Origin of the sequence: Microcystis aeruginosa LEGE 91341, from assembly GCF_015206885.1 — a bacterium.
GTDB classification, from domain to species: Bacteria; Cyanobacteriota; Cyanobacteriia; order Cyanobacteriales; family Microcystaceae; genus Microcystis; species Microcystis aeruginosa_H.
The window spans coordinates 1-18,178 of record NZ_JADEXY010000091.1 but is presented as its reverse complement, the minus strand read 5'-3'; the positions used below and the strand labels follow the sequence as shown (position 1 = coordinate 18,178).

At 43.4% G+C, this 18,178-nt stretch carries 20 protein-coding genes and 2 pseudogenes; 14 read left to right on the top strand and 8 right to left on the bottom strand.

Features of this window, described 5'->3' with window-relative positions:
• The 3 genes and pseudogenes from IQ234_RS14205 to IQ234_RS14195 all read left to right on the top strand — a co-directional run.
• A pseudogene (locus tag IQ234_RS14205) lies at positions 1-109 on the top strand (IS5/IS1182 family transposase); the annotation flags it as partial.
• 5 nt (positions 110-114) lie between these two features.
• Positions 115-1,302 (top strand): phosphatidylserine decarboxylase, encoded by a 1,188-nt coding sequence (locus IQ234_RS14200; protein WP_228008539.1) that lies wholly within the window; start codon positions 115-117, stop codon positions 1,300-1,302.
• Positions 1,303-1,382: 80 nt separating this feature from the next.
• Positions 1,383-1,844 (top strand): DUF29 domain-containing protein, encoded by a 462-nt coding sequence (locus tag IQ234_RS14195; RefSeq protein WP_193957567.1) that lies wholly within the window; start codon positions 1,383-1,385, stop codon positions 1,842-1,844.
• A 232-nt stretch (positions 1,845-2,076) separates the two neighbouring features.
• Here IQ234_RS14195 and IQ234_RS14190 read toward each other — a convergent pair.
• From IQ234_RS14190 to IQ234_RS14175, 4 genes and pseudogenes are all read right to left on the bottom strand, one after another.
• Positions 2,077-2,838 (bottom strand): annotated as a pseudogene (locus IQ234_RS14190) (TaqI-like C-terminal specificity domain-containing protein); the annotation flags it as partial.
• The gene (locus IQ234_RS14185; RefSeq protein ID WP_193957566.1) at positions 2,834-2,995 is read right to left on the bottom strand and encodes a hypothetical protein; all 162 of its coding nucleotides are present in this window, start codon (positions 2,993-2,995) and stop codon (positions 2,834-2,836) included. The pseudogene IQ234_RS14190 and the gene IQ234_RS14185, both read right to left, overlap by 5 nt.
• Positions 2,996-3,170: 175 nt before the next feature.
• Positions 3,171-3,527: an iron-sulfur cluster assembly accessory protein gene (locus IQ234_RS14180; protein ID WP_002747572.1), complete on the bottom strand. Its 357-nt coding sequence runs from the start codon at positions 3,525-3,527 to the stop codon at positions 3,171-3,173.
• Positions 3,528-3,847: 320 nt separating this feature from the next.
• A complete protein-coding gene (locus tag IQ234_RS14175; RefSeq protein WP_193957565.1) occupies positions 3,848-4,237 on the bottom strand; it encodes a hypothetical protein in 390 nt (129 codons plus the stop codon).
• A gap of 211 nt (positions 4,238-4,448) precedes the next feature.
• Between IQ234_RS14175 and IQ234_RS14170 the strand changes: the two genes are divergently transcribed.
• The 3 genes from IQ234_RS14170 to IQ234_RS14160 all read left to right on the top strand — a co-directional run bounded on the left by IQ234_RS14170 (position 4,449) and on the right by IQ234_RS14160 (position 7,829).
• Positions 4,449-4,790, top strand: a complete 342-nt coding sequence (locus tag IQ234_RS14170; RefSeq protein ID WP_104396944.1) for a phage holin family protein — start codon at positions 4,449-4,451, stop codon at positions 4,788-4,790.
• Between the two features lie 905 nt (positions 4,791-5,695).
• Positions 5,696-6,664 (top strand): roadblock/LC7 domain-containing protein, encoded by a 969-nt coding sequence (locus IQ234_RS14165; RefSeq protein ID WP_228008538.1) that lies wholly within the window; start codon positions 5,696-5,698, stop codon positions 6,662-6,664.
• A 238-nt stretch (positions 6,665-6,902) separates the two neighbouring features.
• Positions 6,903-7,829, top strand: a complete 927-nt coding sequence (locus IQ234_RS14160; protein ID WP_193957564.1) for an RluA family pseudouridine synthase — start codon at positions 6,903-6,905, stop codon at positions 7,827-7,829.
• Here IQ234_RS14160 and bioU read toward each other — a convergent pair.
• Positions 7,826-8,827 (bottom strand): (S)-8-amino-7-oxononanoate synthase BioU, encoded by a 1,002-nt coding sequence (gene bioU, locus IQ234_RS14155; RefSeq protein ID WP_193957563.1) that lies wholly within the window; start codon positions 8,825-8,827, stop codon positions 7,826-7,828. The genes IQ234_RS14160 and bioU overlap by 4 nt on opposite strands.
• Positions 8,828-9,242: 415 nt before the next feature.
• On the opposite strand from bioU, the gene IQ234_RS14150 reads away from it, so the two are divergent.
• From IQ234_RS14150 to IQ234_RS14125, 6 genes are all read left to right on the top strand, one after another.
• Positions 9,243-9,458, top strand: a complete 216-nt coding sequence (locus IQ234_RS14150) for a DUF2997 domain-containing protein (RefSeq protein ID WP_002752708.1) — start codon at positions 9,243-9,245, stop codon at positions 9,456-9,458.
• Positions 9,459-9,502: 44 nt separating this feature from the next.
• A complete protein-coding gene (locus IQ234_RS14145; protein WP_002731926.1) occupies positions 9,503-9,889 on the top strand; it encodes a DUF1257 domain-containing protein in 387 nt (128 codons plus the stop codon).
• Positions 9,889-10,296: a ferredoxin gene (locus IQ234_RS14140; protein WP_002747586.1), complete on the top strand. Its 408-nt coding sequence runs from the start codon at positions 9,889-9,891 to the stop codon at positions 10,294-10,296. Before IQ234_RS14145 ends, IQ234_RS14140 begins: the two co-directional genes overlap by 1 nt.
• 115 nt (positions 10,297-10,411) lie before the next feature.
• Complete coding sequence (locus IQ234_RS14135; RefSeq protein WP_193957562.1) at positions 10,412-10,714, top strand: hypothetical protein; 303 nt, start codon at positions 10,412-10,414, stop codon at positions 10,712-10,714.
• Complete coding sequence (locus IQ234_RS14130; protein WP_193957561.1) at positions 10,715-11,104, top strand: toxin-antitoxin system TumE family protein; 390 nt, start codon at positions 10,715-10,717, stop codon at positions 11,102-11,104.
• A 267-nt stretch (positions 11,105-11,371) separates the two neighbouring features.
• Positions 11,372-12,088, top strand: a complete 717-nt coding sequence (locus IQ234_RS14125; RefSeq protein ID WP_193957560.1) for a potassium channel family protein — start codon at positions 11,372-11,374, stop codon at positions 12,086-12,088.
• On the opposite strand, the gene IQ234_RS14120 is transcribed toward IQ234_RS14125, so the two are convergent.
• The gene (locus IQ234_RS14120) at positions 12,045-13,673 is read right to left on the bottom strand and encodes a cation:proton antiporter (protein WP_193957559.1); all 1,629 of its coding nucleotides are present in this window, start codon (positions 13,671-13,673) and stop codon (positions 12,045-12,047) included. The two genes, IQ234_RS14125 and IQ234_RS14120, sit on opposite strands and share 44 nt — an antisense overlap.
• Positions 13,674-14,092: 419 nt before the next feature.
• Here IQ234_RS14120 and IQ234_RS14115 point away from each other — a divergent pair, with 419 nt between their 5' ends.
• The gene (locus tag IQ234_RS14115; protein ID WP_193957558.1) at positions 14,093-14,290 is read left to right on the top strand and encodes a hypothetical protein; all 198 of its coding nucleotides are present in this window, start codon (positions 14,093-14,095) and stop codon (positions 14,288-14,290) included.
• A 630-nt stretch (positions 14,291-14,920) separates the two neighbouring features.
• Here the strand turns inward: IQ234_RS14115 and IQ234_RS14110 are convergent.
• Together IQ234_RS14110 and IQ234_RS14105 are read right to left on the bottom strand one after the other, a co-directional pair.
• A complete protein-coding gene (locus IQ234_RS14110) occupies positions 14,921-15,652 on the bottom strand; it encodes a sugar transferase (protein ID WP_002752714.1) in 732 nt (243 codons plus the stop codon).
• Positions 15,653-16,250: 598 nt separating this feature from the next.
• Complete coding sequence (locus tag IQ234_RS14105) at positions 16,251-17,042, bottom strand: HpsJ family protein (protein ID WP_110577784.1); 792 nt, start codon at positions 17,040-17,042, stop codon at positions 16,251-16,253.
• Positions 17,043-17,426: 384 nt separating this feature from the next.
• On the opposite strand from IQ234_RS14105, the gene pgl reads away from it, so the two are divergent.
• Positions 17,427-18,149, top strand: coding sequence for a 6-phosphogluconolactonase (pgl, locus tag IQ234_RS14100; protein WP_193957557.1), 723 nt, complete (start codon positions 17,427-17,429; stop codon positions 18,147-18,149).
• Positions 18,150-18,178: the final 29 nt, after the last annotated feature.

Here is an 18,178-nt window from a genome sequence, read left to right as displayed (position 1 = left end):
ATCATCAAGATATAGGAATCGGAGACGGCGTTTTGGTCTGAGATTTAATTTAATCGCTGGCATTTACAACTATGAACTTGCTTTAGGCTATCATCAAGTAGCTGAATAAGACTTTTGCAGGAGGTCTATTACATCGATGCCCTGGTAACGTGGATCCCCGGGTTGCGGGTCTGGGAATGGCAGGGCGACATTTACCACGAACGCACAGATTATCTGCACCTGACGCAGTTCTATTACTACTTCAACCAGCCCGAACTCGTCTCCCTGCAAAGCCCCATCGCTCCCTTTACCGGCGAGGCTCTCACACCGCTATCCCTCTGGCTTCGAGAATTTGCGGTCGAATCGGGCGAATTTCTCGACACACCCGAATCGGCCAAGTATCTCGTAACCTATAAGTTCGGGCCGGAATATAGCTACCAGGACTACAATGGGGGCGAAAACGGGATCGAGAACTACAAGACATTCAACGAGTGGTTTTCCAGAACTTTCAAGGATATCGATCGACAGCGCCCAGTCGCCCAGCCAGACGATCCTCGGATTATCGTCTTCCCAGCCGAGTCCACTTTCGTCGGCCAATGGACTATCACCACTCCGGCGGGCGAGCCGATGCCCGCAGAGTCCTCAATCGTGGTCAAGCACGTCGAATGGCCTATCCCAGAACTGTTAAAGGGTTCCGAGTATGCCCACGATTTCGAGGGCGGCATTCTCGTCCACAGCTTTCTCGATGTCTTCGACTATCACCGGCAGCACGCCCCGGCAGCGGGCAGGATAATTGAGGCTAAATTTATCCCGGGACAGGTTTACCTGGATGTCCAACTTGACCTACTCGATGCTAAGGGACGTGCCGATGAAAACTCATCCTTGGCCCACGTGGCCATGCCGCACCGTTATCTGGATGCACAGGATGCCACAGACTATCAGTTTGTGCAGTGCCGTGGGCTTTTTGTCCTGGAAACCGCTATCGGCAAGATCGCCGTACTGCCCATTGGAATGGCACAAGTATCGTCCGTTGTGTTCGTCAAACCAGGGACGCAGGAACTTATCCGTCTTACCCAACAGGAAAAAAAAGGGCGATCTTATGATGAGCAGGTGGCACTGATCAATGAGAAGGTGCGCCGGGAGGTGGTGGGAAAAACGGTGTCGAAGGGCGAGATGATCTCGACTTTCCTCTTTGGCGGCTCCGACATCGTGATGGTATTCGAGCGTCAGTCCAACGTCAACATCACGGCTACGGTAGGTGTTCACTATCCGGTGCGGAGTCAGTACGCCTATTCAAATATCGCCAAACTGCTGTCGTTTTGATCGTGCTTCGTTGTTCTATACTGGCGGAACCTGTCATCTCTAGGGTTCCTTCCAGCTGACATTTTAGGTAAAGTTCCAATATGAAAGATCGAGCCAATTCCCTGTATGAATCCGACTTCTATGGGTGGACAGAACTACAAGCGAAAGTTATAGCCAACCGACAGGTAGAAGCTCTGGACTGGCAAAACTTACGGGAGGAAATCATTTCCTTGGGTAAACAAGAATATCGAGAACTGGTGAGCCGTCTAACCGTTTTGGTAGGACATCTTCTCAAATGGGAATATCAGCCAGATAAACGTTCTCGTAGCTGGTTTTTGACGATTAGAGAACAGAGACGAGGTATCAGACGGCATCTAGAGGGTAATCCTAGTTTAAAATCCCAGATACCGACGGCTTTATCCGATGCTTTCGAGGCCGGAGTCGATTTGGCTTTGCGGGACACGGATTTACCGATACGGACTTTTCCCTCTCACTGTCCTTTCACCTTCGAGGACATCATGGCCGACCATTTCCTCTGCGATACCAGTCAGGATTGGCCGTAAATTTAACGGTTATACCGCCTCAACGGGTATCTGTATCTCAACAAGTAATTTAAATACGGGCTCTTCTAGGTTCTGTGTGATCAGTTTAACTTACCATAGAAGCGATCGATCTTTGTGTCCTTTGTGTCTTTGTGGTTCGTTCCACCCCCTCGCTAGGAAGAATGTATCTTATGAATACATTTTACCCACCAAATCCAAGAGAGCCAAATACGCAGGCAGCTGATTCTTTTTTTTACTCTCTCCCTTCAATAATTTTAATTTCTTCCTCGCTTAATCCATAGAGTTTATAAACAATTAGATCGATTAATTCATCGGTGGTGCTTAATTGTTGTTTTAGGGGTAAAAGTTTATCTAGACTGGTTTGATATTCTTTTTCTAGGGTTTCCTGTATTTGACGATCTAACAAGTTAACGCTAATTTTCTTTTTGTTCTTTTTCAGTATCTCCCACAGTTGATCCAAGCTAAGATGAGGTTCGCTTTTTTGGTAGTCACCGAGATAGTTTTGGATTTTTGATTTGTTGGCTAAATTATCGATCGCACTGCCGATTATTCTCTCTAAATATCTTAAAAAGCTTTTGATTTCTTTTTGTTTTTCCCGATTGATCTCGATCATCTGTTCTGCTAAGTAGGCCAGAATATCATGGACTATATCGGTTTCCTCTCTCCTAATATGTTCCTCGATTTCCTTTAATATTTCTTGCTTTTCTTGATAACTTTTGATAAGTTTCTCTAAACAATGTTGACGGCGATCGCTATTGGTGCTAAAAGATATTTTTCGGATGGGTATTGAGGCAAAATCATCTAATAAAATTTGAGGAAATGTATCTTCTTCGTGAATTGCCAACTTTTTTCTAAAAACAAATCCCGTTAATTTACTATTTAAAATAGCCAATAGTGATTTCAAGTTATAATTAACACTATCTTTCAACTTTACTACATACAATAGAGTATTACTATAAGCTTCTTCTTGATAAAAACATCCTAACAGTCTAGTCGTTAAGAGTCGGCAAAATCGTCTTTTTTTGTTGACAAAGACTCTCTAATCGGCCAAATGCTACTGATACATCCTCTTGCCATTCCGGAGAATCTGGCAGCCGATGCTCAAGATAGTGTTGAGAAAAAAGCGGTTTATTGCTTGCTTGTCCTGACATGGGCAATTATCCTAACATTGAGGGTATCTAGCCTAAAAATGAAGGGTTCGCAAGCAGGCAGGGATTCCCATCATATAAAAAGTGTAGGTCAAGTCTCCGATTTTGTCAAGAGTTTTGTCCAAAAAAAAATCGCCTCTGGGAGGCGGGGGTGAAAGGTATCACCCCGGAGAAATAATTAAACGCCGAAAGACTTACCACAACCGCAGGTTTGACTGGCGTTGGGATTAGTGAATTGGAAACCGCCGCCGATCATCGCGTTGCTGTAATCTAACATGAGACCGTAGAGATAGAGCAGACTTTTTTTATCAGAGACAATTTTGAAGCCATCGTAATCGAAAACCTCATCTTGGGGGCCAATATTGCTAGGATGCTCAAAATCCATCATATAGGACATTCCCGAACAACCACCCTGACGCACACCCACGCGCAGACATAAATCCTTGCCCTGTTGCTCTTTGAGCATGGTAAGGTGTTTGAGGGCAGCCTCACTGAGTAAAATTCCTTTTCCTTGAATCTGAGTAGCTTGTGTCATCTTTAGCAGGAACTCCTAAACGCAGTTGAAGGGGACATATAAAACTTTACCTTCTCCTACCCATCTTAACGATAGTTGAGGGCTGATGACCGAATTACTGTTTACTTTTCCCAGCCTCTCAGGGGTTATGGGGCAAAAAGAAGCAAAAAACTGGGATTATTAATTAAATAGCGTTGCCAGAGACGACTAGGTTCTTGAAACAAACCATAGAGCCATTCTCAGCCGATTTTCATCACCCAACCCTGGGAGGATGATAATCAAATCACGAAAACACTGCCTTGGGGATGCCGAAAAAGCAGCCAGAAAATATCAAAAGAAATTCACTTTTCTAAGCGGAGATTGGCGCCGCTGCTATCGGTGCGATAAACCCAAGTTTTTTGGTTATCAGTCAGAATAATTCGCCATCCTTGCACCAGTGCTTGAGTACAGAATTCTCCCGGTTTAGCTAATCCTAAACAACCATCGGGCCAGGTTTGTGGTTGTGCTGCTTGAATTTGCAAGCGATTAACGGATATCTTGGTTTTCCGACTCAAATCTTGACGGGTAGCGGCGATAACCGAATTAGGTGGCTCAGGAGATGCTAAACTAGGTGGCGCTAAGAGGAGAGAAAGCAGACTCACTAGCATTAAAGTGCCAGTTGCTCCCTGAATAATTCTCGTTTTACCGATTGGTACTTGCTGGCTTTGGCTAAAATTTTTTCTAGATATCATCTTTAGTGCTGCCTCTTTTCTGGGAGTGATAGTCCGAGCGAATCCTCCTGTTTATCACCAGTGTAACCTATACTATGTTCCCGCTCCGGTTTTCGAGCAGAAGCAGCAGTCACTCTCAGTTTTCGTTGTCATCTCCTGAAAACTTCCGTCTCTTTAAGGGGCGATGGCGATTAAAATAGATGAGGATGAACTATCTTAGATGGATGGGCTTATGTTATCTTTTTTCCTCCGTTGGTTGATTACCGCCGTCTCTTTATTGATTACAGCGCAAATAGTACCCGGTATAGAAATTAAAAATTTTACCGTGGCTTTGATAGCTGCTGTCGCTTTGGGTTTAATTAATGCTATTATTAGACCCCTGTTGATTCTTTTTACCCTGCCTTTAACTATTTTAACCCTAGGGTTATTTATTTTTGTGGTCAATGCCATTTCCTTTTCTTTAGCCTCCTATTTTATCAGTGGTTTTGAGGTAAAATCATTTTTTGCCGCTTTATTCGGTTCGATCGTGGTTTCGATCATTTCAGGAGTTTTAAATGGTTTTTTTGTTGACTAAAGTGGTCAATAATTCGGTTGTTTAAAACCCCTCGGTTTACTCTGATTGATTAATTTCCGATCTAGAGACGTTGTTGCAATCAACGTCTCTCTATTTTTGGGAGAATGGCGATAGTTTTTATCTGGGAATCGGGAAATTAAATTGACAAAAATCATTGTTTGTGTTAAACAAGTTATATCGATTATTGATCATGGGGCTTGATGGGATATTTATTATTTTATGGATGATATCGCTGGGAACTAGAGCGAGGAAATCTCTACGGGTTTAGCGTGGCTTTTGTGGGCAAGTTCAACTATTGTTAGAATAGTGACTTTTTATGAAGAATTGCTTAACTGGAATGATCTGATCAAACAAAACAAATGTAATGATGTTAATTAGATAACTAATAAGCTTTCTTAACTATCCTTCCAGACAGCATAACTACAAAAGTGCAGAATGGAATTGTTGAGCTAAGTAAATTAACTAATCCCAAGTCAACTTTTCTTGTCTGTGTTTGCTTTAACAATGGTCGCGGCAAAAGTTTTTTGCTATCATTCAATTTAGATGGGTAAAAAATGACAAATAACAAAAAAAATTTAGCAAAGAAAACAAAATTTATACAGTTCTCAGTACAGTTTTCTTAACAGCATCTTATCGAACTTTCAAAAATCAAGCAACTTCGGGAAATTGGGCTAATATTGTCTTGAGTTCTCAAGAATAAGAAAGCGAAGAGGATATTTAAAAATTCCCAATTATGTTGCTAAAATAGGTCGATATACCCTCGCCACTTTAAAAATAAGTAACTTTGGTTTTAGTTTACAGCGACAATTCCCCGGTGAAGTCCACCAAGATAAAAACTGGAAAAAAGATACAATTGTGTTAAAATCATTCACAAAAGCACGCTGGAGTAATTAACTTTACAGATCATGTCTTGGATCGTTGAACAACTGATTTATAGCAGTTTCTCACAACTGGGATTTAAATATATCGCTAGTGCAAATGTCCCCCTAGGGATTCAACAGGTTTTTTATCAACATATAGTCTCTCAGTTATGGGACACCTATAATCCTCCACACAGGAACTTTAAAGGAGTCTATATCTATCAAATTGACTCCTATAACACCCTCTTTGGTTGGTTAATTAACGATGGTGAGGATGAATTTGGTTCCGGGGACATCCCCTACTTTCATTGTTATTATTTACAGGAACTACTCGACTCGAAAAAACTGGTTAAAATCCTTGCCTGTCTAGAGGCAGGTCCCTTAAAACGTATTTCCAGAGATGAGGCTAAAATCTCCCTTGATCCCGTAATTTTAGCTGACAATTATCAGGCAAATGCCTTTCAATTAGGAATTAAACTTTCTAAAGATATTCGTCTGTTTAGCCACCGACAACTGCGGGAAGAAAAACCACTGCAATGGTTTATCTCTTTGGAAGAAACCACAGAACGACCACATCCCACTGATAATAACTATGATGACTCTCAAAATACCTTCCCTAGAGAACCAAATTACCAGGCAGAAATTGCTAAAATTCTGGAAGAATTAGCCGAAAAACCGATCGCTATTGAGGGAATCATGCTTGTTTCTCCCCAGGGTCAAGCTTTGACTGATTCCATCGGTATGCCACAGAATAGTGCCTTAATCTTAGCAGGAACAATGATCTATCTTGTCAATAACACAAAGGAGGAATTAAGCTGGTCTGATGTGGAACAAATTGCTATTCGCAGTCCCCAGGGTCATCTGATCTTAACCCCTTGCAGTGACCAAGCTTTTCTTTTAGTGAAGACTGGCAAAACGATCACGGGATTGTTAGAGGGAGAAATCCAAAAAACTCGCTCAAAATTAGCAAAAATTCTCGCTATCTCTAACCTCTCTGTTAAATCCCACCGTTAATCCCCTACTTGATTCCGTTGTAAAAGAATTTGAGATCGTCCTCGAAACCGAAGATAATAACAATGCCGATATTCTTTACTTGGGTAGAACCTGACAGTAATCAGTAATCAGGAGATTATTTTTATTTATTCTCCTCTCTCCCTTCCCCCTAATTCATAATTCATAATTCATAATTCCCACACCCTACACCCCACTTCCCCACTTCCCCTAAACCCCACACCCTGATCACTAAAAACCGATGAACCAATTAAACTTAGAAGTTGCGGGAAAAAAAGAACGTTTAGATGCTTGGATGGGGTCACAATTGCCCGATTTATCAAGATCGAGGCTGCAAAAACTGATAGAACAGGGATATATACAGTTAAATGGTCAAATTTGCACCAATAAAAATACGAAAGTTGGTCAAGGCGATCGCGTAAAGATTACCATTCCCGACAGTCAACCCCTGCAATTAACCGCCGAGGCGATCGATCTTGATATTCTTTACGAAGACGAATATCTGATTATTATCAATAAACCGGCTGATTTAGTGGTTCATCCGGCCCCCGGCCACGAATCGGGAACCTTGGTCAACGCTTTACTACATCACTGCCCGAATTTAGCTGGAATTGGTGGAATTCAACGGCCCGGCATAGTTCACCGCTTAGATAAGGATACCACGGGCGCGATCGTTATTGCCAAAACCGACCAGGCCCATCAACACCTACAGGCACAATTAAAAACCAAAACTGCCCGCCGGGAATACATGGCCCTTGTCCACGGTGTCCCCAAAAGCGAAACAGGTACAATTGATCTGCCCATCGGTCGTCACCGTAGCGATCGCCAAAAGATGGCTATTATTGCCGTGGAAAAAGGCGGTAGAAATGCCGTCACTCACTGGCAAATCAAGGAAAGACTAGGCAACTACACCTTAATGGAATTTCGCCTAGAAACTGGCAGAACTCATCAAATTCGCGTTCATAGCAGCCATATCGGTCATCCGATTCTTGGGGATCCCCTCTATAGTTCCGGTCGTTCCATCGGGATTAATCTACCCGGGCAATTACTCCACGCCTATCGTTTAATCTTAATACATCCGGTCACGGGAGAGAGCCTAGAAGCGATCGCTCCCTTACCCGCTATTTTCCCGAAAGTTTTAGCTATTTTACGCCAGAGAAACCCCTAGCGCACAAATTGCGGCATAATCTCCGCTGCTGTCCATAATCCGTAGATACCGCGACGATGCAGGGAAACCCCCGCTTTCAGATAACCGAAAGCCGGCCCGCAGACATTAGCCGCCATACTGGTTTCATCACCTAAAGTGAAGGTATGGGTGGAAATTTTGCCTTCAAAAGTCCGCCCCGTGACTTTAACATTGGTACTTAAAGGCTTTTTCGGGTTGCGCGTATCCACCACACCCCCGACGGAAACGCGATCTCGTCCACAAATTCCAGCCAATTCCAGCATAATATCGTCTGCGTGTTCCATATTTTCGAGGCTAAGAATGCCATTGGTTTTATTTAACAGCATTTCCACTTCTGCGTCACTCATCTGGTGGGCCGTTTCTGGGTTGTAACCGGGTAAATGGGCGATATCTTCGCGAATAGTGGCACGATAAGCCTCCCAGTTGGCAATTCCCACGCCAAAGGTAATTTTAACGCTATGAATCTCCGCATAACTCTGGGCAGCTAGGGCAGCAGCCGCAGTTAACAGTCCGGGGGTAGCACCGCAGCCGGTCATGTAGGTGATGCCGGCGGCTTCTAGGTCTGCTTGTAGTGCTAAGATTTGTGCCATGGCGCTGGTACGTTTGAGAGCATCGACTAAAACCCCACGCCAACCTAAGCGAATGAAAGTTTTAGCGATATCGGCCATGAAATTGTTAGGTAAATTCGGTAAGGCGAGAAAATAGCCTTCTAAATCGGCAGTTTTGATTAATTCCTCGATACTGTTCTCGCTGAGACTGCCGTAATTTTCCAGATAACCGATCGAACCCCGGTCATGATAAATTTTGTTACAGGTATTGACATCTAGACCGTCTTTGTGGTAGGCAAAACCGGCTTTATCGGCGGCGGCAGTCCAAAGCATTTCCTGTTTGGGGGCGAGAATTCTAGCGGCAGCCTGTCCCAAACCACCAAAACCTAAAACACCGATCCGAATGCGATCGCTGGCTATTTGTTTATTCATACTTGTTTTGATTCCTATAGACAAAATTCTATGATCTCGGCGGTCGTGGTTCGCCGTTGCATCTCCTTTATTTTCAATTTATCGCTTCAGGTCGTCTTTTTTGTGTAGTTTTGTTAAATTATCGAAAAAATCGGGTCTAAAACCTCGCCTTAAGGCGAAAAGTTTTTGTAACGGGGATTTATGCCCCGCTCCAAAAACGGCCTCCTGACTACTGACTCCTGACTACTGACTCCTGGGGACAGGTTCGCCCTTGACGATGAAGAAAAGTTACGCGAAACTTACAAAAAATGAAAGTGGTTGGCTCAGATAATATAAAGTTTTGCTAAAATTTTAACCAGATTGCTACGATTAGCAAACTATCGTAAATTAAAACGATAGGGAGCTTTGCAAACCCCAGATCACGCCGAGAAGAGCTATGAGCATGGAAAGCCTAGAGTTTATCATCTATCCCGATGGTCGCGTCATGGAAAAGGTGACAGGCATAGTCGGTTCATCTTGTCAAGAGGTGACGGCGGCGATCGAGGCACAACTCGGGCAGCTGATGTCTCAAGAGAAAACCTCGGATTATTACCATCAAACCGTCAGCCAGTCAGAGAAAGTCAGCAACGCAGCCACTTTTAGCGACTGGTAATTTTTCATTTTTCCCAATCCCTTTATTTAAGCCACTGAAAAGCCATGTCACACTTTAGCAATATCAAAACCAAAATCCGCGATCTATCCTACCTAAAAGCCGCCCTCAGCGATATGGGGATGGAATGGAAAGAGGGTTCCCACCCCGTCAAAGGTTATCAAGGTCAAACTTTAAGCGCAGAGGTGGTAATCGAGCAGGATAACAATTACGATATCGGTTTTCGCTGGAATGGTAACGAGTACGAGTTAGTTGCCGATTTACAATACTGGCAACAACCCCTAACCGTAGAAGGATTTTTAAGAAAAGTAAATCAAGGTTATGCCTACCACACCATTCTGGCAGAAACTGCTAAACAGGGTTTTCAGGTGGCAGCACAGGAAAAAAATACTGATGGTTCCATTCGTCTAGTGGTACAACGTTGGAGTGCCTAATGGCTGATTTTTCTCCCGAACGCTCTGGTTTTGAACCAGAGTTAGGGGGATTCCTAAGAGATTCCCCCGATCGCACTGGTTTTGAACCGGAATTAGGCGGTTTACTGCGCCAGAAAGCGGTTTACGTCGATGAGGTCACTTGTATTGGTTGTAAACACTGCGCCCACGTTGCCCCCAATACCTTTTTTATTGAAGGTGAATACGGTCGCTCTCGCGTCTATAATCAGGACGGTGACGAAGAAGAAATTATTCAAGAAGCGATCGAGACTTGTCCGGTTAACTGTATTCACTGGGTTAATTATAATCAGTTGTCATCCCTTGAGGAAGAACGCAAACATCAAGTGATTAAACAGTTAGGTTTTCCTCAGATTCACAAGAAATTTAGCCCCGCAGATTTAGATATCTAGGGTGGATAGGTGCAGCCTCATCCATCCATTATTTCCTAGCAGTCATGGCAGCGGTTCTTGATCGAATCTGCTACAGTTCTCAGGGGAAATAATCCTATCTCGGATTTTAACGACAATGAATACCCAACTGATTGATTCTCTCGCGCGAATTATTCTTTCTCTTTCCGAGGAAGAAAGAGAGTTACTGAATCGAAAAATTGAGAGCGAACAACGGGAAAATTTGCAGATTAACGCTCAAATTTTGGATTTAGAAAACCGTATCAAGCAATACGAAAATCAATATCGCATGAGTTCGGAAGAATTCTATCCTCGATTTCGTTCTGGTGAGCTAGGGGATGCTATCGATTATTTCGAGTGGAATGTTTATTATGAAATGCTATTGGCAGCCAGAAAAGAGATAAGTTTACGATCAAATTAGATGGAGATAGCCGATTATATTCCCCTAGTTAAACGGAAATTATCCGAGAGTTTGATCGTCAACTCTTTCACGATTGTCGATGAAAGAATTTTATTCGATCGAGGCTATTTCCGAGCGAGAGTCCTTTTAACGAACGGAGATTTTTTAGAAATTGCGGAGGCTTTTACCTCGATCAATCGACGCATCGTTACAATAAGCTATCGCTATCAATGGATGGACGCAAGCAAACAGAAGTTAAGAAAACGCTGGGATAACGTGGAACATTTTCCCGATTTACCGAATTTTCCCGATCATGTCCATGTAGGAGATGAGTTAAACGTTCAACCTGGCGAATCTAGAAATATTTTACAAATTATCACCGTAATCGAGCGCGAGATCGAGATTTTGTAAACATAACGCGTCCTAGAGCGAAACCAACTCCTATAACTCGCCAAATCCTGAGCAAGTTGTGAGAATTATCCGATTGGAGGATAAATACCTGACTATTTCCCGAAATATTGATCGATTGAGAATCAAGAGAGTTGTTTTTTTTTGTATTTGAATTGATAAAAATAAATTTATTTGATGTTGTCTGTGGAGATTTTTTGGGTAAGTAGCTGATTATAATTAAATTGAAACCACTTAATTGGGCAGTATTTTGTTAAGTAAAGAGCCGCTATGTACGTTTTAATTGGTGGGGCGGGAATGGTGGGGCTAGGTTTAGCCCAACAACTTTTAGACTTGGGACACACCGTCGCCATCGTTGATGTGGACCCTTTAGCTTGTCGGTTTGCCCGGGAAAAAATCGGCGTTATGGCCTTTGAGGGGAGTGCTGTCAGCACGAAAGTCCTGTTAGAGGCGGGGATTCGACAAGCTAACGCGGTTGTTGCCGCATTGAGAGACGATGCGATGAATCTAGCCCTAGTCACCTTGTCTAGAAGTTATGGCATTTCCCATATTGTGGTGAGAATGTGCGATCGCGAATTTCTCGAGGCCTATCGTCTTGCTAGAGCTAGTCACATCATCAGCACGATTGATTTAGCCGTTGTCACCATGGCCAATGCGATCGAATACCCCGAAGTAGAATCGATGATGCACTTTGAACAGGGACAAGTGGAGGTGCTAAAGCTGCCCGTCCCCAAGGATTGTTATGTAGCTGGGCGTACCGTTGCCCAAATTGCTCAAGATGCCAACTTTCCGACCGGTTCGCTGATTATTGGCTATCAGTGTCACCCTTCTGCCAGTTTAGAGATTCCCAACGGCAATACCGTCCTAGAAGCAGACTCAACTATTCTGGTGGTTACTCGTCCGGAATTCGTCAAACCTATGATCGATTACCTCGGCATTCAAACTAATCATCGTCCAACGATAGAAGTTTCTCATCCAAACCTTTAACGTAGGATTGTACCAAGTCTTCCGGTACAATGCGTTTGCGAAGTGCATCCCCCAGGGCTGCCTTCTCGGCGAGGAACAATCGTCGTCGAATGGCATCTAACTGACTGTTGTTAGGCTCCATTTGGCCCGATCGAGACTGATTATAAGCATCCCGCAGCCGCCGTTCCGATACCGCCACTTTTGCCTGATAAGATGCCCACAGTTCTTCGTACACTGCTTTCGGTAAAACGCCCGATTTCAGTAAATTGGCTAACTCATCCTGTGCCGCTTTTGACGCGATCAACTGCAGCTGTAACTGTCCAATATCCCGTGTTACTGCCGAAACCTGACTAATATCCAGCTTTTTAATTAACCAGGGTAAGGCTAATCCTTGGATAACCAGAGAAAATAACACAGAGCCAAAGACTAGCTCGATGATCAATTCCCTCCCTGTTAGAGCCAAAGGAATGGCAACCGCTAGGGCCATGGAGAGTGAACCCTTGATGTTGCCCAAAATCAGAATATGTTGCCAGCGCAAGGGTATCGGTCGATCGATCCAGCGAAGTACCCATAGTAAGGAATACACTGACAGAATACGTCCCAATTGATAAGCCAAAATGACCAGCACAATCGATGGCAAGGTTTGCCATAGGGTCAAGGGGTTGATTTCAATGCCAATGAGCAGAAAAATAAAGGTATTGACGATAAAACCGGCATATTCCCAAAAACTGATCAGGGTAATGCGATCGGATGCAGAGGCGCTGCGAGGCAGCCCCAAGTTACCAAAGACAAGTCCGGCAATAACTACCGCTACCGCTCCCGATACACCCAAAAACTGCCCGAGTTGAAAAGCTCCCAAGGCAAGCGCAACCGTAAGCAGCAGGCTACTAAGCGGATCCCGTAAGCGCACATAGATGGGAAGACACAGATAGCCCAGGACAGCACCCACTAATCCCCCACCCAAAGCAACGATCAACACTTCCTCGATGACTTGTGTGGTGCTGATGGTTCCGGTGGCGTAAATCACCAAGAGCAAATTAAAGGTGACGAGTGCGGCTGTATCATTAAATAGTGTTTCCCCTTCCACAATAGTCAAGAGCCTAGAGGGAACCCGAATTTCTTTAAAGACAGCAATGATCGAGACAGTATCGGTATTTGCTAGAATCACTCCCACCAGTAAGGCGGGAATCCAATCTAGCCCCAAGCCAAATTTTACCAAAACCGCAATAATCGCCGCAGAAAAAACCGAGCCGGGTCCTGCCAGCAGTGCGATCGGTTTAAAGGTGCTGCGAAGACGGCTGATATCGGTATTAATCGCCGCTTCAAAAATCAGAATCGGCAGAAAAAGGTTAAGCACTAAAAACGGATCTAAGCCAATACGACGAGATAACAGATCGGTAATTGGTAATCCTGCTAAGACTAAACCTGCCACATAGGAAATGCGTAATCGCTGGGTTACTAGAGCCACAGCAGTGGCAATCAGTAGCAGCAGGATCAAGATAAGAACCAGTTCAGGAATGTCTCCCACCGTTTGGCTGTTCACAGCAGAATTGCTATCGAAGGATTTTTGTTGTGCTGCCCAGGCTACTAATAATTCTCCCCTCATAGGACGATATTCTCGGTAAGACCGACAATTAAGAACTTGGCTATTTTTATAATATAAGGGAGGTTATGGCAGTTACAGCCTTTCTCAGATATGGCATAGAACGAGTTAGTTAGGACGCTTTCAATTTTCAAACTCTTATCGGTCAAGGGTTTCAGCGATTGATTGTCCTAACCACCCCGCTCTTTGCTATAGATACGGTTAGTTATTGTTGCTAAAATACTTGATGAGTAAGGATTAGTCTGTACTTCATCTCTAGGAGAAAGAGTGAGAAATTTTCTATATTACCCGGTGATTGTTGTGGGGGGGGAAAGTTAGAGGCAATCGGGGCAAAATGATAAGTATTTTATATGCAAATACCTTCAATACTTAAAAATATTTAAATTTACAATTGGTAATATTTATTTTTACTCAAGAATTTATTGAGAATAATTTCTATTTATTTACGAGATAGCAATACTTCCAGCGATTCTGGTACAATTTTACATTATGCTATGGTGGGTTTTTATGGTCTTTTTTGGACTTTTAAAGGTCTAGCTTGCCTTGAAACCATTGCTAAATCTAGACTTTCCCTTTTAGCTAAACCAAACACTTTCGCCAATTATCCCCTTTTTCCCTAACAACGTTGATCTAATTTTTGTGTAGTTTTGTTGCAAAGTCAAAATTTTTTTGACAAAATGCCCAAATTGTGGTAAAGACGAAACGACGGGATTTAGCATCATCTCTAGCTCCAGTGTTTCCTAAAATCAGAGACTTCGTACCTCACCCTTAAGATAACAGCTAAGTAGGGTTTGCTGAAAAAGTTTTTCCTGGGGGTAGGAGTCAGTAGCCGGTCGTCAGTAGCCGGTCGTTTCGGGCTTTGTTGCCCTTGTTTTTTGTACCAAGCTATGTACTACAAAAAGGATAATGTAAGGTTTTTGAAGGTCTCAATCCTATTTTCGCAGCATGAACATGGGATTTTAAAAGGTCAAAAGTCTTATTTTAAAAGGGTTCTACCATTATCTACCAAGCCCTAATTATACTAAATCTGGTTATTAAAAACTGATTATCTATTACCCCTTTTGCCTTTTGCCTATTGCCTTTTGCCTGTCCTTATAAGTAGCCTATACTCAACGGATTTAGTATTACTATCATAATATTTCTTCTCAAAAAAAGAGGAGAAAAAAGCAAGTTCTGCCTTTCTCTCCTCCAGTCTAGCGATTAATTACATTGGAACAGTAGCCAGTAATCTTGAACTACTATTCACCGCTTTAGTAAGCACCGTTATTTTTGGGAAAAACCACAACACCGATAGTTCTGAAGATTACCCAGATATCGGTTAACCAGTTACGCGAATTAACGTAATACACATCCATCTGCACCCGCATGGGATAGGGGATGTCATTACGTCCAGAAACTTGCCATAAACCAGTTAAACCGGGGCGAATAGTTAAGACCTTGTCGATGCGATTGCCATATTTCTGCAATTCTTCGGGAACTAAAGGCCGCGGACCGACGACGCTCATATCTCCTCGCAGGACGTTCCAGAATTGGGGAAACTCGTCCAAACTGGTTAAGCGGAGAAACTTGCCAATCCAAGTTATGCGGGGATCGTCCTTGAGCTTGAAATTATCCTCGAATTCCGCCCGCAGTTGGGGAGAGTCTTCCATTAGTCTCTCTAATACCTTATCCGCGTCCATTACCATAGTACGGAACTTGATACAGTTGAAATGCTGGAAGTTTTGACCGACGCGCTTCTGCATATAGAAGACCGGACCGGGGGAACTAATCGCGATCAATAAGGCTAAGATTAAATAAAGCGGCGAAAAGAAAATTAGAACCGATAGGGAGAAAACGATATCGAATAATCGTTTTGAGGTATCGCCGTCTAAAGCTATTAACCAAGATTTTTGATGCCGTCTACCAGAGACCGAAGGTTTGAACCCTCGTTTCATCAAAGCTTGTAGAGCCTTGACGGAGATAAGTTGGCTATTAGCAGTCATCTTACTCCTTCACATCACACACACCACACAGTACCTATGATAAAGCCACAAGACTGAAAAAACAAGTCTTCGGGTCAATAACTGGCACTGGCCATTTTAGAGCCTTTGTACTGAAAAATCTCTAATTAGGGTTTGCGGCAAAAAGTTTGTTGGTGGGGTTAGGAGTCAGCAGTCAGCTTACTGTTCACTGAGAAAACTTCCCGCTCTCCTATAGCTTTTAAACAGGATTTAGTATTATTAGGACGCTTTTGAACCAGCAAAAATTAATTATGCAAGAGGTTTAATAAAAAATAAGGCTCTTTTGGTTTTTGTGTGGAAACGAGGTCCATACTGATAGTTTCTTCGACAAAATAGTCCTAAAAGTGTTACCCGATAAGCATTTCACGATTCCATAAGCAAAAATTATCACACAAAGTCGAGAAGAGCCAAAATAAAAGAGCATCAGCAAATGATGCTCTTGGTCACTGAATATCTAAGTAGTTACAGCTTTAATCCTAAGGATGAAGTATGCTGTTGTCTGCGCTCGTCTGCTGAGTCCTGAATTTTGGCTCCCGAAAACGAAAACTTCACACTTCATCATTTAAGATAAATCCCCTACTTAGGCGGTGCGTTTTTTCATACTACTTAGTTCTCGAATGCCTAACCAACCGATCAAACTGTAGCAAATCGATAGCAACATACTTTGAATACCAATTCTTAACCACTGTTTCAAAGCCTCCAAGTTGGCTTGGCTTTCTGCCTGTTTTCGCCGCTCTTGCAGCTGAGTTTGTAGCTGATTTTTGATCTCATCTAATTTCTGTTTAAATTCCTTCGGGCTTTTGGATAAATCGCGTAAATTAGTTAATTGCTCTCTTTGTTGACGAAGGGTTTGTAACTGTTCCGTGTTGATCGGTTGTCCTTGGAAACGACCAGTTTCAATCACTTGAGTTCTCTGAGAGATCTGCTGGTCTAATAGTTGGGGATTTTGCGACAGAGTATTTACCTGGGCTAAGAAAGCTTGAATTTGTCCCTCCCCCTGGTCAACACCCTGTTCAATTTGAGTCAAAGCGTTGTTTTTAATCTGGTTGATATTGTTGATATGAACAGGAATCATCAACAGAAAAACTAAGCCTAACAGTGTGGAAAGAATAAAGATCGGCCAACGCAATTCAAAGCGTGATTTCCTAGGAATGACATCTCTATTGTTAGCGTCAATCCAGTAAGCGATTAAAACGAGAACGATACCGAGGAGAGGAACAATTCCTCGATCAACAAAGGTGGTGACTAACCCTACCTGCCATTGGGACTGACTGAATTGATAGGGCAGCGGCAGGATAAACCCATCCAAAAGGAAGGAAAAAATGAAAACCAATCCCGTTAATTTCAGGGACAAAGAAGTAAAGCTGTTCATCGCTGTTTCTGTAATGGTATGTCAATGAATAGATTCATTAGTCTGTTTAAAAGTTCTCGCTGGGTATTCCCAGAAGGATTTTGCCGACAGAGGCAATCTGACAAACGGCAATTTCTAATTAACTCTCGCTCAACCTCCCGCTAAATCGTTCTGCTTGTCAACCCCCTTCGAGAATCGACTCTAGAAATATTACCTCAATATGGTATCGGTAAACCTATCCCTGTCAAAGAATAAAATTTTCCCAAGCTCTCAGACAAGGTTTCCCCCTGTATCTCTTACCTAAGACAGAGACTGTCAAAGAATAAAATTTTCCCAAGCTCTCAGATGAGTCCTCAATGGTTAGCCTATAGTAAAGACAGCCCCCCTAAGTTGATAACAAAACCCATGCAGAAATTGGTGGAAGTTTTAGCTGATAAACAAGCTCTGATCGCAAAATCTCTGGCGCTGGTTCTGGAAAAAATCACAACCAGCCTCGACCAACAGGACTATTTTACCATCGCTCTTTCTGGCGGTAGTACCCCGAAACCTCTCTACGAAGCTTTAGCCTCTCAACCCCTCGACTGGTCAAAAATTCACGTTTTCTGGGGAGATGAGCGCTACGTTAGTCCCGATCATCCCGACAGTAATCAACGCATGGCCCGGTTAGCATGGCTCGATCGCATACCGATCCCGGCCGCTAATATTCATCCTATGCCCACGGATGACCCCGATCCCCACCTGGCCGCCCAAAAATACGATGATCATCTCCGCCAATGGTTTGGGGTCAATTCTCCCGATTTTCCCGTTTTTGACCTGATTTTATTAGGAATGGGCGATGATGGTCACACTGCCTCCCTCTTTCCCCACACGACAGCTTTAAAGGTGAGCGATCGCTGTATCACCGTCGGCGAGAAAGACGGCAATCCCCGCTTAACTTTTACCGTTCCCCTGATCAATCAGGCCCGTTGTGTGATCTTTATCGCTGCCGGCGAAAGTAAACGCCCCGCTCTACATGAGATTTTCTCTGCTTATGGCGACCCTTTCTCCTATCCTTCTCGTCTCATCCACCCCCCGGCCGGGGAATTATATTGGTTACTCGATGCGGCCGCTGGTTCCTCTTTTGTCTAGAGAAATGGGGGAATGGGGGAATGGGGGAG